Annotated in this window: 6 protein-coding genes; 5 read left to right on the top strand and 1 reads right to left on the bottom strand. The window is 54.7% G+C overall.

The window, feature by feature from the left end; all coding sequences use genetic code 11:
• Positions 1–38 precede the first annotated feature (38 nt).
• The 3 genes from yidC (at position 39) to IPJ96_06060 (ending at position 5,221) form a co-directional block, all read left to right on the top strand.
• Positions 39–1,895: a membrane protein insertase YidC gene (gene yidC / locus IPJ96_06070; GenBank protein MBK7909917.1), complete on the top strand. Its 1,857-nt coding sequence runs from the start codon at positions 39–41 to the stop codon at positions 1,893–1,895.
• Positions 1,896–2,068: 173 nt separating this feature from the next.
• Positions 2,069–3,163, top strand: a complete 1,095-nt coding sequence (hppD, locus tag IPJ96_06065; protein MBK7909916.1) for a 4-hydroxyphenylpyruvate dioxygenase — start codon at positions 2,069–2,071, stop codon at positions 3,161–3,163.
• Between the two features lie 636 nt (positions 3,164–3,799).
• On the top strand, positions 3,800–5,221 hold the full coding sequence (locus IPJ96_06060; protein ID MBK7909915.1) for a redoxin domain-containing protein: 1,422 nt from the start codon (positions 3,800–3,802) through the stop codon (positions 5,219–5,221).
• Positions 5,222–5,322: 101 nt separating this feature from the next.
• Here IPJ96_06060 and IPJ96_06055 read toward each other — a convergent pair whose 3' ends face one another.
• Complete coding sequence (locus tag IPJ96_06055; GenBank protein MBK7909914.1) at positions 5,323–8,286, bottom strand: glycosyl hydrolase; 2,964 nt, start codon at positions 8,284–8,286, stop codon at positions 5,323–5,325.
• A gap of 89 nt (positions 8,287–8,375) precedes the next feature.
• Between IPJ96_06055 and IPJ96_06050 the strand changes: the two genes are divergently transcribed.
• The gene (locus tag IPJ96_06050; protein ID MBK7909913.1) at positions 8,376–8,900 is read left to right on the top strand and encodes a DUF4199 domain-containing protein; all 525 of its coding nucleotides are present in this window, start codon (positions 8,376–8,378) and stop codon (positions 8,898–8,900) included.
• A gap of 334 nt (positions 8,901–9,234) precedes the next feature.
• Entirely contained in the window at positions 9,235–17,220 is a 7,986-nt protein-coding gene (locus IPJ96_06045) for a T9SS type A sorting domain-containing protein (protein ID MBK7909912.1), read from the top strand.

Raw genomic sequence — 17,220 nt, 5'->3', positions numbered from 1 at the left:
CAAATTGCTATATTTGCGCTCCTTTTTACCGCCCCTGAATGGATCGTAATTCAATAATCGGCCTTTTTTTGATCGGCTTGCTGGTGCTCGGCTATTCGATCTATACACAGCCATCGGCTGAACAACTTGCAGCCGAAAAACACCGCAAAGATTCGCTGGAACTACTTGCCCGAAAGCAGGAGGCTGCCAGTAAAGCGCTTGCACAGCAACAAGCTGCTGAGCAAGTGGCAGCAACAGCAGACACTACAGGCGCAGTATCTGATTCCGCGAAGGCCCAACAGCTGCAGGAGCAATGGGGAGCATTCGCCGCAGCCGCTGATGGCAAAGAACAGTTGGTCACCCTGGAAAACGACAAGATCCGTTTGACACTTTCCTCTCTCGGTGGCAAAGTAAAACGCGTCGAGTTGAAGGACTACAAGACCTGGGACGGACGCGCTGTTGAGTTGATGAGTTCCGATTCGAGCAGGTTCGACATCACCTTTCCTGCACAGAACCGGATCATCAATACGGGTCAACTGAATTTCCAGATCGTAGAAGGCGGGACGACCGGCAAAGCCAGCCTTCGTCTGAATGCAGGTGATGGAAAATATCTGCAATACAACTATAGCCTGGAACCTGGCTCATACCTGGTAGAGCTGGACCTCAAAGTTGTCGGATTGCATGATCTGTTGCCGGCGAATACGACCTACCTGAACCTCGACTGGAAAGACCAGCTCAACCGGCAGGAACAGAGCGTAGAAAACGAGCGAACTGCCACTACTCTCTATTATCGCTTCACCGGAGAAGAGGTGGACTACATCTCCGAAACCTCAGATGAAAAACAGTCGCTGAAGACCAAAGTCCAGTGGATCGCCTTCAAGCAACACTTCTTCTCTTCCGTCCTCATCGCGGATGGCATTTCCTTCGATGCACCGGTGGTGGAGACCTTCACCGACAAGAACCAGGAACGGTATGTAAAAAACATGACCGCCTCCATGTCGCTGCCGCTGGAGAACAAGCCCGAACAGGACATCCGCCTTCGCTTCTATTTCGGGCCGAACCATTACCAGTCTTTGAAGCAGATCGACGACCTGCACCTGGAAAAACTCATTCCGCTCGGTTGGGGTATCTTCGGTTGGGTGAACCGTTACCTGGTCATTCCGACCTTCAACTATCTCAACGGCTTCAACCTGAATTTCGGAATCATCATTCTTATCCTGACCATTCTGGTCCGGATCATCCTCTTACCCCTGACATACGGCTCATTCAAATCACAGGCGAAGATCCGGGTCTTACAGCCTGAAATGCTGGAGCTCAATGAAAAGTACGGCGATGATCCGATGAAGAAGCAACAGGAAACGATGAACCTGTACCGAAGAGCCGGAGTGAATCCGCTCGGTGGTTGTATTCCGGGTTTATTGCAGTTGCCGATCCTGATCGCGATGTTCCGCTTCTTCCCTGCCTCGATCGAATTGCGGCAGGAAAGTTTCCTGTGGGCGCACGACCTGTCGACCTACGACTCGATCCTTGACCTCGGCTTCAAGATCCCTTTTTACGGCGATCACGTCTCGCTCTTCACGCTGCTGATGACCATCTCTACGATCATCTACACGAAGATGAATATGCAGATGACCGCAGCGACGAATCCGTCGATGAAATGGATGATGTACCTGATGCCGATTTTCTTCCTCGGGTTCTTCAATAATTACTCGGCCGGTCTGAGCTATTATTACTTCCTGAGCAACATCTTCGGCTTCGCGCAGCAGTATCTTTTCAAAGCCTTCATCGACGAAGACGCCATCCACGCCAAGATCCAGGAGAACAAGAAGAAGCCTGCGAAAAAGTCCGGTTTCCAGGCGCGTCTTGAAGCCATGGCGAAAGAAGCGCAACGGCAGCAGGCTGCGAAGAAGAAATGATTTCGTTGTAACGTTTGAATGTTCAAACGTTACAACGTTCGAACGTTAAACGTTTTTTTTGATTCAATCTTCTGATTTTTAGATATTTGCAACTGTATTCGAGTAGCCTGAAAAGCTGATTTTTAGCTAAATTTCAGGCAATCAATCAAGACCTCCCCTAAAATCACCTCCCCATGTCTACCGACTTCCTTCCGCTTCTGGGTACCGATCACATTGAGTTCTGGGTAGGAAACGCCAAGCAGGCTGCCTATTACTACCAGATGGCCTTTGGGTTCAAACTCGTTGCCTATGCCGGTCCGGAGACCGGGGTGCGCGACAGGGCTTCGTATGTGCTCCAGCAAGGCAAGATCCGTCTGGTGCTGACTACTGCCATGCATCCCGATTCGGAGATCGCCAGGCACGTACACAAGCACAGCGACGGTGTGAAAGTACTGGCCTTGTGGGTCGATGACGCGGAAAAGTCGTTTTACGAAACCATGTCGCGCGGGGCGAAAGCCCATACGCCACCGACCACACTCACGGACGATCAGGGTGAAGTCAAGATCGCGTCGATCCACACCTACGGGGAGACCATCCACACGTTCGTTGAACGGAAGAACTACAAAGGCGTATTCATGCCGGGCTATCAACCGGCTACCTCTTCCCTACCGGTCGAGCCGGTGGGACTCGATTATGTCGACCATTGCGTCGGCAACGTGGAACTCGGCAAGATGAACGACTGGGTGAAATTCTATGAAGACGTGATGGGCTTCAAGATGATCATCACCTTCGATGATAGCGATATCTCCACGGAGTATTCCGCCCTGATGAGTAAAGTGGTTTCCAACGGGAATGGCTATGTCAAGTTCCCGATCAACGAACCGGCGGAAGGCAAGAAGAAATCGCAGATCGACGAGTACCTCGAATTTTACCACGGCGCAGGCGTCCAGCATATCGCGATCATCACGCACGATATCGTCAAGACCGTGACTGAGCTACAACGCCGCGGCGTGAATTTCCTGACGGTGCCTACCACCTACTACGACGAGCTCCAGGCTCGCGTCGGTAAGATCGACGAGAACATCGACGACCTCAAGCGCCTTGGCATCCTGGTGGATCGCGATGACGAAGGTTACCTCCTGCAGATCTTCACCAAGCCGGTCGAAGACCGCCCGACGCTTTTCTACGAGATCATTCAGCGCAAAGGCGCCAAGTCGTTCGGCAAAGGCAACTTCAAAGCACTCTTCGAAGCGATCGAACGGGAGCAGGCGTTGCGGGGGAATTTGTGAGGGGAGTGGAATAGTGAACAGTGAACAGTGAACAGTGAACAGTAAACAGTAAACAGTAAACAGTGAATAGTGAATAGTGAATAGCGAATAGCGAATAGCGAATAGTAAAGAGTGAATAGTGAATAGCGAATAGCGAATAGCAAAGAGTGAATAGTGAATAATAATTAGCGAATAGATTTGGGCATCGGGTAACTAGTTACCAGTTACTAGTTACTAGTTACTAGTTACCAATTACTAGTTACCAGTTACTAGTTACCACTTACCAGTTCTTTTTTCCGCTAACCCCATCACCTCCCGGATTCGAGTTTGGGCACTCCGTCTTGACGCTATCCTTTTTGCTTAGTGGATGCTGTAAGGCCATTTCTTAGTCCGTCGGGTGAACTTTAGCATTTGTTTCATTGCCCACCATCTGTCAGGCGGAATTGCAGATTGTAAAATATTTGCAAATATTTGTTTTTCAATACAATAGGATAAACAAAATTCCCTCTTACTGCAACTGCAACTGCCAACCGCCTACTGCCTACTGCCACCGCCCATTGCCTACTGCCCACTGAAATCTACCCTCTTTTTTCATCTTCCGGCCTTATTTTTGCCGGTCTGCAACTCCCTGATCCAATTACGTACAACTCCTTCGGTATGAAACGACTCCTTTTACTGACGCTCCTGACGGCGCTTTTATCCCCGCTGCACACCCTGGCAGCCGGCAGCGGTTACGAGATCAAGGTCCACATCAACGGACTACGCGATACGGTCTGTTATTTGGGCAATCACTTTGGAGACAAGCAGTATGTAAAAGACACGGTGCGCACCGACGCGAACGGCTGGATGACCTTCAAAGGCAAAGATCCGCTCGAGGGTGGCATTTACCTCATCGTCCTTCCGAACAAGACTTACTTTGAGGTCCTGGTCGACAAGAACGACCAGCACTTTACGATCGAGACGGACACCCTGGATTACATCTCGCACATGAAAGTGACCGGCTCGCCGGAGAATGAGATCTTCAACGGGCACCAGCGTTTCATCATCCAGAAGTCAATGGAGTCGCAGGCTGTCAAAGCCCGACTCGACGCCAACAAGGATAACAAGGACAGCACGACGTACTTGCGGAAGCTGATCACCGACATGGACAAAGAGGTGAAAGAGTACCGCCTCAAACTGGCCGCGGACCATCCGAAAAGCCTCATGGCAAAGATCATCCGGACCATGCAGGAGCCCGAGCCGCCCGAACCGCCGAAGGACGCGAACGGCGTGATCACCGATTCGACCTTTCAGTTGCGTTATTACAAGGGGCACTACCTCGAAAATGTCGATTTCAGCGACGACCGGCTGTTGCGCACACCCTTGTTGCAAACCAAGATCAAGACCTATACGCAACAATTGACCGTTCCCCTGCCCGACTCCATCATTCCGGCCGTCGACACGATCATCATCCGTTCCCGCGCCAACAAGGAAGTCTTCAAGTACTGCGTTGCGACACTCGCCAACTATTACGAGACCTCGAACATCATGGGGTACGACAAAGTCTTCGTGCACATCGCGGAGCACTACTACCTCACCAACGAAGCCTATTGGGCCGACAGCACCCTCAAGGCCAAGATCCACGAGCGGGTCATGAAGATCAAGCCGAATATTCTCGGCACTCCCGCGAAGGACCTGGTCATGCCCGACACATCTTTCAAGATGCATCGGCTGTATGACATCAAGGCGGAATATACCGTACTCGTTTTCTGGGATCCGACCTGCAGTCATTGCAAAAAGGAAATCCCGGAACTTGGCGCCTACTACGATTCTGTGAAGACGTCCGGTGTCGAGGTGTTTTCCGTCGGTATCGAATCCGACATAGAGCTTTGGAAGCAGTTCATCCGCGATCACAAGTTGAAGTGGATCAACGTATCGGATCTCTACAACAACACCCGCTTCCGGGATTTCTACGACATCTACTCCACGCCCGTCATCTACCTGCTGGATTCAGAAAAGCGCATCATCGCCAAACGCCTGGATGTTCCCAAGCTGCGCGACTTCATTGAAAACGACCGGAAGGCGAAAAAAGGAAAGTAACGATTCGCGCTTTCCAATACCGCATCAATCAAAAGCGGGAAGCGATCTTTCGATCACTTCCCGCTTTTGATTTTTCTCACATCACAGAGCTTCACTCAAGCTCATTTTCCAGGAGGTCCGACGGATTCGGGATCCGGAACACCGGATTCCTTTTTCGCTGACGGATCCTTTACTTCGAACTTGCCTTCCACCGAGTGTCCGTTTGCATCGGTAAAAGTCAGTTTATACTCACCCGGAACCAGGTAATACTTACCGTCATCTTTTCCGGGCAGGATCCGGAAGGCAGCATCCTTCTTCGACTTCCGGCATTCCGCTTCCAGTTTCTTGGCTGTCGCTCCGTCCAGACTAAGATCATTCGTGACATAATTAACACCCGCTTCAGCGGAATCGCTGACTTCCTTCAACAAAACACCCGCCTTACTGATGAGTCGGATCCTGGTCGTACCGGAAGACTGCGCAAAGTAAGCCCAGGCGGCGGAAGGCGCGGAAGGATCCGAGAACTCGTCAGGACGCCTGCCCCAACTTGCCTGGTAGTTGACCGGCTCCGCGTGCAGGAAAGCGATCGGTGATTTCCGGAGGCTGTCGGTCAACGCACGTACATCGGTCAAAGGCAGAATGAAGATGCTGCGGCCGTGGGTACCGATCACCAGTTCCGGATCGCGTGGATGCACGACCAGGTCGTGTACGGCGGTGCGCGGGAGGCCGGGAGTCAGGTTCATCCAGTTGGCTCCGCGGTCGAGGGAAACATACACTCCATTATCCGTTCCGACATAGAGGATATTCTCATCGCTGGGATCCTCCCGCACCACGTTGACCGGCTCAGCAGGAAGGCCATTGGCGATCGCTTTCCAGGAGGCACCAAAATCCTCGCTGACGTAAACGTAAGGCAGGAAGTGATCGAAACGATAACCGTTGAGGCTGACGTACACCCTGCCTTCCTGGTGCGACGAAGGTTCCACCCGGCTCACCCACAACTGCTGCGGAAGTCCGTCCGAAATTTTCGACCAGGTATAACCATCGTCCTTGCTGATCCAGCAGAGGCCATCGTCCGTGCCGAGGTACAACAAACCGAATCGTTTCGAAGATTCAGCAATCGTAGTAATCGTGTTGTAGGGAACATCTCCCTTCCTGTCATTTCGGGTAAGGTCGCCGGACAAGGTCTTCAGTGGCTCCGTAGGATTCATCGAGCGATGGAAGCGGTTGGATCCGAAGTAGAGAATGTCCTGATTATGGCGGGACAGGCAGATCGGCGTTTGCCAGTTGAAACGGAAGTTGGGTTCTCCCAGGTCGTTCTGCGGCTGGATCGACTGTGCGCCATCCGGTTGATTCTTGTTCAGCTTGTAGTAATATCCAAATTGAAAACCGGTGTAGAGGGTGGTATTGTCGCGGTAGTCGACCTGCGTTTGCATCCCGTCGCCGCCCATCAGAAACTTGTACGGATAGCTTCCACTGGCGTGCCATTCGGTGGAAGGCGTTGTCGATGAAGAGCCCGTCCAAACACCATTATCCTGTAACCCACCATACACATTGTAAGGCGTCTCCATGTCCACCGTGACATGATAGAACTGTCCGACCGGCGGCGTATTGGCCTTGAACCAGTGTTTGCCTTCATCGTAGGTGATGTTCAATCCTCCGTCGTTGCAGATGATCATGTGTCCGGGGCGTTTGGCGCTCATCCAGACCGCGTGATGGTCGCCGTGCACATTGTCACCGTCGATCGGCTTGAACGACTTGCCGCCGTCCGTCGAGAAGATCAACGGCAGGCCGCATACCGCAATGCGGTTATCATCGATCGGAGAAACGGCTATCCGACCGAAGTAGTAACCATAGGTGTAAACGACATTCTTCAGGCGCGTGGTATGCGTCTTCTTCCACGTCTTGCCTGCATCTTCACTTCGGTAGATCTCGAGGCCGATGATCGGTGTATCGAAGAGCGAGTTGTTGGCGTCGTTCAGGTAATCGGTGATCGCCGAGGTCTTGATCGAATCCGACTTCACCAGTTCTTTGACTACCGCAGCGGTATACTTTTCCGGGAATCCGTTGTTGCGCAGGAATTTTTCCAGCTTCGTATCGTTGAGCGCGAGAAACCGTTCTTTGGAAATCTCCCGGAGGTCCCGGGCTTCGATCTTCGCGGTATCGCGCGGTTCTTCTTCCTTGCTGCGTTCCTGGTTATCGAGGACTGCGTACAAGACATTCGGATGTTGTTGCGAGATCGCCAGTCCAATGCGCCCAACACCGGGGCCCGAAGGAAAACCGCTCTCACCTCCGGATATCCTGTTCCAGTGTTCTCCTTCATCCACACTTTTATAGATCGCGGAAGTCGCACCCGACTCCACAAAATTCCAGGCGCGACGATCCCGGTGCCATAGAGTAGCATAGAGAATGGAAGGGTTGAAGGGATCCATCACCAGATCGACCGCGCCGGTGGTATCATCCCCCGAGAGCACGCGCTGCCAATTCGTCCCGCCATCGGTGGTCTTATAAACACCTCGTTCCGCATTGGGAGAATACAAATGACCCAGTGCAGCAACCCAGACGGTCTTCGGATCGTTCGGATGTAACAAGACCTTGCCGATGTGGTGCGATTCCGGCAAACCACGCTGCTGCCAGGTCTTGCCGCTGTCGGCGCTGAAAAACATCCCTACTCCTGAGTACGAGCTCCGGCTGCTGTTCACCTCACCGGTTCCCAGCCAGATGTGACGCGTCTTCCAATCGACCGCGAAGTCGCCGATCGTCATCACGTCTTCCTGGTCGAACAAAGGCTCGAACGACTGTCCGTTGTTACTCGTATGCCAGAGGCCGCCGGAAGCATAGGCGACATAGAATTCATTCGGATCTTCCGGGTTGACCTCCAGATCGACAGCACGGCCGCTCATGATGGTGGGGCCGATGTTGCGAAGGGGCAGGTTTTTAAAAAGGGATTCATCGGTCAGGCGGGTACGCCTTGCAATGCCTTCCAGACGCTCTTTGGCAGGTGTAGCCGGATAGATCGCTTGTGCTTGAGCCTGGACATGAACGCTCTGCAAGAGCGCACACACCAGGAGAATCAGTTGGTTCAGGTTCATGGTCGATTGTGAATGCCGAAAATAAGAAAATAAGCGAATTTTGAAGCCGATAAAGGGTTAGTTACCTTTCAACTTTAACGAATGAAAGAATGAAAAACGCAGCTTTACGATACGGTATCTGGATCAGCATAGTCCTGCTCTTCACCTTCCTGGGAACTTCCCTGCTCTGGGTGGAAGGATCGAATCAACACCTCAGTGTTTGGCTGGGCTATATCGGTTTATTTGTCTCGATGATCCTCCTCGTGCTGGGCATTCTTCATAAACGAAATAATGAGCAAGGCGGAAAGATCACATTTGGACAGGCATTCCGCACAGGCGCCACCATCACGCTGGCTGCCGGCATCCTGTTCTTTTTCATGAACTGGGCCTTTTTCGAGATCCGAGGTGATGCCTGGTTGAAAAAATACTACGCTCACCAGGTTCAACTTATCCGATCCGGTGCTCCTACGCCTGAGGCAGCCGCCTCACGACTAGAACAATTCGAAGAGGAATGGAAACAGAGCGGAGAACGCTATAAGAACAGCGCATTCCAGGCCGGTGTCGTATTCTTCACCCTGGTTCCGGCGGGATTCGTGGTAAGCCTCGTCGGTGCCTGGCTCTTGAAACGGACTTAAGGACAAATCATTCAACCTCTTTCAACCCGGCCATCCAATGACCGGGCTTTTTTGCAGGTAGTAATATTTATGGATGATTTTATGGAATTTAATTAACAGTAAATGAACAATTCTTAAGCACTCGAAGCAACACGAGATCTTCTGAAACCCGCATTTACCAAGCTTTTCCGGGGGTTGGCCAAAATTCTTACGACTTTCCATCAGAATTAACACGAATAAATCTATCGCTAAAATGAAGTGCGATATTTTTGAAAATTGAGAAATTTTAGTTGAAACATTTTCGGATCTCCCACCGAAACTCATCCAGTTTGTCTACCCGCTAACTATTCATACCATGACACACACACCCTTACACGCCCATGCCGGGACGAGTTTGAATCGCATTGTTCGCCTGACCCGAAGTGTCAGTTGCGCATTGCTCTTCGGCTTCTTCCTGCTGATTTCGGTTTCATCCGCGCTTGGACAAACAGCCGGTGGCCCGATCGATCCGTCGATCAAGGAGTTGCTCAATACGTATGAGCACAAGATCTACTTCACGGAAAACCGCGGACAATTCAAAGAGCGCGTGCTCTACCGGGCCGACTTTCCCTACGGCCAGGCTGCGGCAACTGCTGAAGGCATGTACATCTCCACCTATGATCCGGCTTCCGTACAGGCACGCATGGATGACGGTGAATTGCTGGAGCGCGAGATCCAGAACGGGCAGCGCATCCGTCCCCTTAATGGACGTTTGAAAGGCCATACCTGGTTGATGAACTTCGTCGGTCGCTCAGCCGGAATGACAACTTCCGGCGCCGAACGTCACGGCGATTTCTACAATTACTTTACGGGCAACACCTCGCGTCATGCGACCGGCGTAGCCAATTATCAGGAAGTCTGGTACAACAACGTCTACAATAACGTAGACGTACGCTATTACCCGGCCGAAGACGGCACGCTCGAATACGATATCGTGTGTAAACCGGGCTTCCGCCCGACGGACATCCGCATCCGATTCGACGGCATTGATCGTCTCAAGGTGAAAGAAGACGGTGGCCTCCTGTTCGAGACATCAGTCGGTTCGGTAGAATTCCCCGCACCAGTCGTGTACCAGCAGATCAACGGGGCCCGTAAAACCATCGCAGCCGCGTATCGCGTACGCGAAAACAACATGCTGTCCTTCGAACTTGGCGAATACGACGTAAATGCACCCATGATCATCGACCCGATCGCCTTGCGTTGGGCAACCTGGGTGAACACAGCCTCCTCCGGCGATAACCACGGTCACTGTATCTGGGTGGATCCTTCCGACGGCGCGATCTATATGGTCGCTCGTGTTGTGGGCACAACTGATCAGATCACGATCGGAGCGTTCGACGAGCTAGCGAATGGTAACCTGGAAATGATCGTAGGCAAATACCTCGAACCCGTCAACATTGGCGAGGCAGGCACACGGGTATGGCAGACCTACATCGGCGGTAACAACGACGACAACCCCTACGCGATGGAGCAGGGCCCGGACGGCAACCTCTACATCACCGGCTATACCGGCAGTACGAACTTTCCGCTTCTTGGCGGTACCGGATTCAGCGGATCGAGCATCGACAATCAAAGCCAAAGCGGTAACGACATTTTCATTCTGAAGATCAACCGCGATGGCACCGGAATCAAGGCATCGGTACTGGGCGGAAACGGCGACGAAGGTTCCTATGACCTACGCATCAATGAAGCGGGCGACGTGGTGATTTGCGGACAAACCACCAGCACTAACCTCTCGACCTTGTATGGCCTTGGCGCCAGCAATACGAACAACGGCAGCAATGACTGGCTGGTCTTCAAGATCAACCAGGACCTTTCCGCTTTGGCGTGGATGAAGAACAACGGTGGCAGCGGTTCCGACATCGCGACGATCATGGTGCAGAACGTTGCCAACGGCGATCTCTTCATCGGCGGCTCAACCGCATCTACCAATTTCCCGACCCTGAACCCGCGCCAGAGCACGCGCGGTGGCAGCAGCGCAGGCTTCATTCAGAAGATGAACGCAGTGGGTAATCTTCAATGGGCATCCTATTTCTCCTCCGCCACCAGCCAGAGCGCCTCCATCCTTTGCATGGAGTTCAACACCTCAAAGAACCAACTGTACTTCGGCGGTCTTACCACCGGTCTGAACGCAGCCAACATCTCGGCATCCGGTGTCATCGACAACAGTGTGAACGGCGGAAACGACTTTTTTGTTTGTCGCATGGACACCAACCAGACGTTCGTCGCCGGAACCTACCTCGGTGGATCCGGTACAGAGGAGAACATGATGGGTCTGAACACCGACCTGAACAATGACGTTTATATCTTCGGTTATTCCAGCTCTACGAATTTCCCGGTCAGCTCTTCGCCGAACGTACCGTTGCAGTCGACCAACCAGGGAAGCAGCGACAAGACCTTTTCGAAGATCAGCTCTTCCCTGTCGACCTTGCTCTTCAGCACCTACTATGGCGGAACTTCGAACGACTATGATCCGGTTGGCGAGCGGGGTATCAAATTCTCGAACTGTCGTATCTACACCATCGTAACGGCACGTTCGAACAATATTCCGCTGACCGTCGGCGCGCTCAACACAACGAAAACCAGCACAACTTCGATCTACGAACCGGGCATGGTCATCTGGGCCAATCCCCCCGATCTGTTGGGCAATTCCATTACCGGTAACCAAACGATCTGCGCAGGAACGATTCCGGGCGACCTGACTGGCTCCGAACCCGCCTACGTACTTCCGACCATTACGCGTGCCGGAAGCACCTCCAGCTATCCTTCACTTGGCGCAGCCACCACCTACCAGTGGCAGATCAGTACGGATAGTACCAATTGGTCAGATATTCCGGGTGCGACTTCACGTGATCTTCCGGGCACCACCATTGGGGCGCTGTATCAGAAGACCTTCTTCCGTCGCATCATCGGTGGTGACGCCTGTATTCTCGCCGGCGCTGCCGACCAGGTCGTGACGGTGAAAATCGTTACCGCTTCCGGTACTGTAACCGATGCGGCCTGTAACGGTACCGCCACCGGTTCGATCTCTGCTACATCGGATGGTGAATCACCTTTCACCTATGCATGGAGCAATGGTCAGTCCAGCCAGACCGCGATCAACCTCGCAGCAGGCACCTACACGGTGACCATCACCGATAACGGCAACTGTACGGCAACAACCTCCTTCACGGTCGGCGAACCGGATGCACTCGATGCAACGGCATCAACCACGACTGCAAATTGCAGCAGCAATACCGGTGGGGCGAGCGTGACGGTAACCGGCGGAACGCAACCGTACTCGTACCTCTGGAGCAATGGCGCTTCGGGATCTTCGATTTCCAACGTAGCAGGCGGCAGTTACTCGGTAACCATCACCGACGCGAACAGTTGTACCTTCACCCTGCCGGTGACCATTCCGACTACCAGCATTCCCGATGTGAATGCGGGGCTTGACCAAACACTCACCTGCAGCAACGCATCCATCACACTGACCGCGACATCCTCTACTCCGGGCGCAACCTTTGCCTGGACCGGCGGACCGAACGGCGCGTCCAAGACGGTCACTGCTGCCGGTACTTATTCTGTAACCGCCACGGATCCTGCCAGCGGATGTACTGCATCTGACGAAGTCATCATCAGCCAGGACATCGCCACACCGAATGTGGATGCCGGCACTGACCAATCGCTCAGCTGTACGATCACCAGCGCCACTTTAACAGCAACTTCCAGCACACCCGGCGTTACGTTTGACTGGGTCGGTGGCCCGAGCGGAGCATCCAAGACCGTGACCGCAGCCGGTGTCTATACGGTAATCGCCACGAATCCGGACAACGGCTGCACCGCATCCGACATCGTTTCGGTCAGCCAGGACATCAGCACCCCGAACGTCAATGCCGGAGCTGATCAGACGTTGACCTGCGGCAACACCAGCATCACTTTGACCGCCACCTCTTCCACTGCCGGCGCCACCTTTGAATGGGCCGGCGGACCGAGCGGAGCAAGCAAAACCGTTACTGCTGCCGGAACCTACACGGTTGTCGCCACGAATCCGGCAAACGGCTGCACGGCATCCGATGAAGTAACGATCAACCAGGACAATGCCGTACCGAACGTCAATGCCGGTGCGGACCAAACCCTCACCTGTACGCTCACCAGCATTACCCTTACGGCCTCCTCTTCCACTGCCGGCGCGACTTTCGAATGGGTCGGCGGACCGAGCGGCGCAAGCAAGACGGTAACCGCGGCGGGCACCTATACGGTTGTAGCCACCAATCCGGCCAACGGCTGTACCGCTTCCGATGAAGTGGTAGTCGACCAGGATATCGTTGCTCCTGGGGGCTCTGTAGTAGGCTCCGACGAGACCCTGACGTGTACCACCACCAGCATCACGCTCATAGCTCTTTCCAACATCGCAGACGCCACCTTCGAATGGGTCGGCGGTCCGAGTGGTGAGAGCAAGACGGTTACCGCTGCCGGTACTTACACGGTTGTTGCCACAAATCCCGCGAACGGTTGTACTGCTTCCTTTACCTTCTCCGTCGGTCAGGATATCACTCAGCCCGACGTGAATGCAGGCGCGGACCAGACCCTGACCTGTTCCACCACCAGCATCACACTCACAGCAACGTCTTCCACATCCGGCGCTACCTTCGAATGGGTCGGCGGACCGAGCGGCGCCGGCAAGACCGTTAGCGCAGCCGGAACCTATACCGTTGTAGCAACCAATCCCGCCAATGGTTGCACCGCTTCCGACGAAGTCACCGTGTCGCAAGACGCCAACCTGCCGAATGTAAATGCAGGCGCAGACCAGACCCTCACCTGTACCACTACCAGCATTACGCTGACAGCCACCTCTTCCACTGCCGGCGCGACTTTCGAATGGGTCGGCGGACCGAGCGGCGCAAGTAAGACGGTAACCGCGGCGGGCACCTATACGGTTGTAGCCACCAATCCGGCCAACGGCTGTACCGCTTCCGATGAAGTGGTAGTCGACCAGGATATTGTTGCACCTGGGGGCTCTGTAGTAGGCTCCGACGAGACCCTGACGTGTACCACCACCAGCATCACGCTCATAGCTCTTTCCAACATCGCAGACGCCACCTTCGAATGGGTTGGCGGTCCGAGCGGTGAGAGTAAGACGGTTACCGCTGCCGGTACTTACACGGTTGTCGCCACAAATCCGGCGAATGGTTGTACTGCTTCCTTTACCTTCTCCGTCGGTCAGGATAACACTCAGCCCGACGTGAATGCAGGCGCGGACCAGACCCTGACCTGCTCCACCACCAGCATCACACTCACAGCAACGTCTTCCACATCCGGCGCTACCTTTGAATGGGTCGGCGGACCGAGCGGCGCCGGCAAGACCGTTAGCGCAGCCGGAACCTATACGGTTGTGGCTACCAATCCTGCCAACGGTTGCACCGCTTCCGACGAAGTCACCGTATCGCAAGATGCCAACCTGCCGAATGTAAATGCAGGTGCAGACCAGACGCTGACCTGTACGACGACCAGCATCACCCTGACGGCGACCTCTTCCACTGCAGGCGCTACCTTCGAATGGGTTGGTGGTCCGAGTGGAGCTACGAAGACCGTCAGCGCTGCCGGAACCTACACGGTGATCGCCACGAATCCTGCCAATGGTTGTACCGCTTCCGACGAGGTGGTCATCGGGCAAGACGGCAACTTACCGGACGTGAATGCAGGCGCTGATCAGTCGCTGTCCTGTACGACGACCAGCATCACGCTGACCGCCACCTCTTCCACCGCCGGTGCGACCTTCGCATGGGTAGGCGGACCGAGTGGCGCCAGCAAGACCGTTACGGCTGCCGGTACGTACACGGTTGTCGCCACCAATCCTGCCAACGGTTGTACTGCTTCGGATGAAGTGGTAATCGGACAGGACATCAACACACCGATCGTCAACGCCGGCGTGGATCAATCCTTGACCTGTACCACCACGAGCATTACACTTACTGCTACCTCCTCCACTGCAGGCGCGACCTTCGCCTGGGTAGGCGGACCGAGCGGTGCCAGCAAGACCGTAACGGCTGCCGGCACCTACACAGTGGTCGCCACTGATCCGGCCAACGGCTGCACCGCTTCCGATGAAGTGGTGATCGGATTAAACAACAACGTCCCGAACGCCAATGCCGGACCTGATCTGACGGTCGGCTGCGGCTCCGGAACCGTTACCCTGCAAGGTTCTTCGACGACCGCAGGTGTTGATTTCTCCTGGACCGCGTCCAATGGCGGACATATCGTGAGTGGCGGCGGCTCCGCCTCTCCGCTGGTGGATGAAGCCGGCACCTATACGGTTGTCGTGACGAACCCGACGAACGGTTGTACCGCCTCCGATTTCATGATCGTGACCGAGACCCAATTGCCGAACTGCAACATTTCCGGAAATGAAACGATCTGTCAGGGTCAGTCGACCAACCTCTGTGTAGGCGGCGGCTACGCCTCTTACCAATGGTCGACCGGCGCGACTACTTCCTGCATCAGCGTTTCCCAGGCCGGCACTTATACGGTCACGGTAACGAACAGCGATGGTTGCACCAGTAGCTGCAGCAAGACGGTGACGGTCACGGGCAGCACCAATTGCCTGATCAGCGGCAACCTCAACATCTGCCAGGGTCAGACGACACAATTGTGTGCTCCTGCCGGATACAGCTCCTATCTCTGGAGCAATGGCGCGACCACACAGTGTATCACCGTCAATTGCAGCGGCAACTACTCGGTGACGGTTTCCAATGGAAGCTGTACCAGCAGTTGTTCAGTATGTGTGACGGTGCGTCCGCGTCCTTCGGTTTGCATTACCGGTTGCACGCGTATTTGCCAGGGTCAAACCACCAGCCTTTGCGCTTCGAGCGGCTATTCTTCCTATCAGTGGAGCAATGGTGCTACCACACGTTGCATCAACGTCAGCGCTCCCGGAACCTATTCGGTAGTCGTGACGAACGGCAGCGGTTGTACCGCCAGCGCCAGCACGACGGTAACCGTCGGTTCCGCCCCGAGCTGCAACATCAGCGGCAACACGACCATTTGCCAGGGTAGCAGCACGACACTGTGTGGTCCTTCCGGCAATTACAGCTACTACTGGAGCAACGGTTCCCGCAATCGCTGCATCACGGTGAATTGCGCCGGCACCTATACGCTCACCGTTTCGAACGGCAGTTGCAGCAGCACCTGCAGTGTCACGGTAACCGTATCGTCCGCTCCTTCGGCAACGATCACCGGCAACCTGCGTATCTGCGGCGGTCAAACGACCAGCCTCTGCGCTCCTTCGGGCACGGGTTACACCTACCGCTGGAACACAGGATCCACATCACGCTGCATCACGGTCGGTACGCCGGGCAACTATACCGTCACGGTAACCAACGCGGCCGGTTGTACCCGGTCGAGTACGGTTTGCGTCACCAGCAGTCCGGGCATCTCGTGTAACATCACCGGTAACACCACGATCTGCCAGGGTTCAAGCACGAGTCTCTGCGGACCTTCGAGCTGCGCCAGCTACCGCTGGAGCACCGGCGCGACCACCCGTTGCATCAACGTTTCCACCGCAGGCACCTACACGCTGACCGTCACGAACAGCGGCGGTTGCAGCAGTACCTGCACGGCAACGGTAACGGTTGCTCCGCGTCCTTCGAGTACGATCACCGGCCCGACGGTCATTCGTCAGGGTTGTCCGATTTCCCTCTGCGCGCCTTCGGGCGGTGCGAGCTACCGCTGGAATACCGGTGCCACCACGCGCTGCATCACGGTGAATTGCGCAGGCACCTACTCGGTAACCGTAACGAACGCCGCGGGATGCAGCAGCACCAGCAGCATTTGCGTAACCTGGTACCAGCGTCACCACTGCCGTACCGTCGTCGATCCGAAGACCGGTGGCGTAACGGCTGAGGTTACCGGCGGTATCCCGCCGTACACGTTCGCCTGGAGCAACGACGCAACCGAAAGCTCTGATCATACCACGGTGAAACATTCCGGAACGGTCGAAGTGACCGTCACGGATGCTGAAGGCTCGGTTGTCAAGGCAACCGCCGACGTCCTGCTTGACCTCCTGTCGGTTAGCGCCTATCCGAACCCGGTTTCAGAACGGGCGACGATCGAGTTCACCAACGAAGGTCTCAGCGACAAGGCCGTTGTATCCATCTACACACTGGATGGCAGCCTGGTCACCGAGTTGTACAACGACGAAGCGATGAGCAAGCATCTCTATCGCGTCACCTGGGATGCTGCGGACATTGTTCCGGGTGTTTACGTCTATCGGATCGTTTGCGGAAGCAAGTCCTTTGAGGGCAAGCTCACCGTCCAGCATTGA

This window comes from Bacteroidota bacterium, from assembly GCA_016713765.1.
Taxonomy (GTDB): Bacteria; Bacteroidota; Bacteroidia; order AKYH767-A; family 2013-40CM-41-45; genus Pollutiaquabacter; species Pollutiaquabacter aromativorans.
Note: the sequence above shows the minus strand (reverse complement) of the source record. Positions and strands in the feature narration are given on the sequence as shown.

Coding starts and splice junctions, on each gene's coding strand:
- IPJ96_06050 (MBK7909913.1), top strand. CDS start 8,376: ATGAAAAACGCAGCTTTACGATACGGTATCTGGATCAGCATAGTCCTG.
- IPJ96_06055 (MBK7909914.1), bottom strand. CDS start 8,286: ATGAACCTGAACCAACTGATTCTCCTGGTGTGTGCGCTCTTGCAGAGC.
- yidC (MBK7909917.1), top strand. CDS start 39: ATGGATCGTAATTCAATAATCGGCCTTTTTTTGATCGGCTTGCTGGTG.
- hppD (MBK7909916.1), top strand. CDS start 2,069: ATGTCTACCGACTTCCTTCCGCTTCTGGGTACCGATCACATTGAGTTC.
- IPJ96_06045 (MBK7909912.1), top strand. CDS start 9,235: ATGACACACACACCCTTACACGCCCATGCCGGGACGAGTTTGAATCGC.
- IPJ96_06060 (MBK7909915.1), top strand. CDS start 3,800: ATGAAACGACTCCTTTTACTGACGCTCCTGACGGCGCTTTTATCCCCG.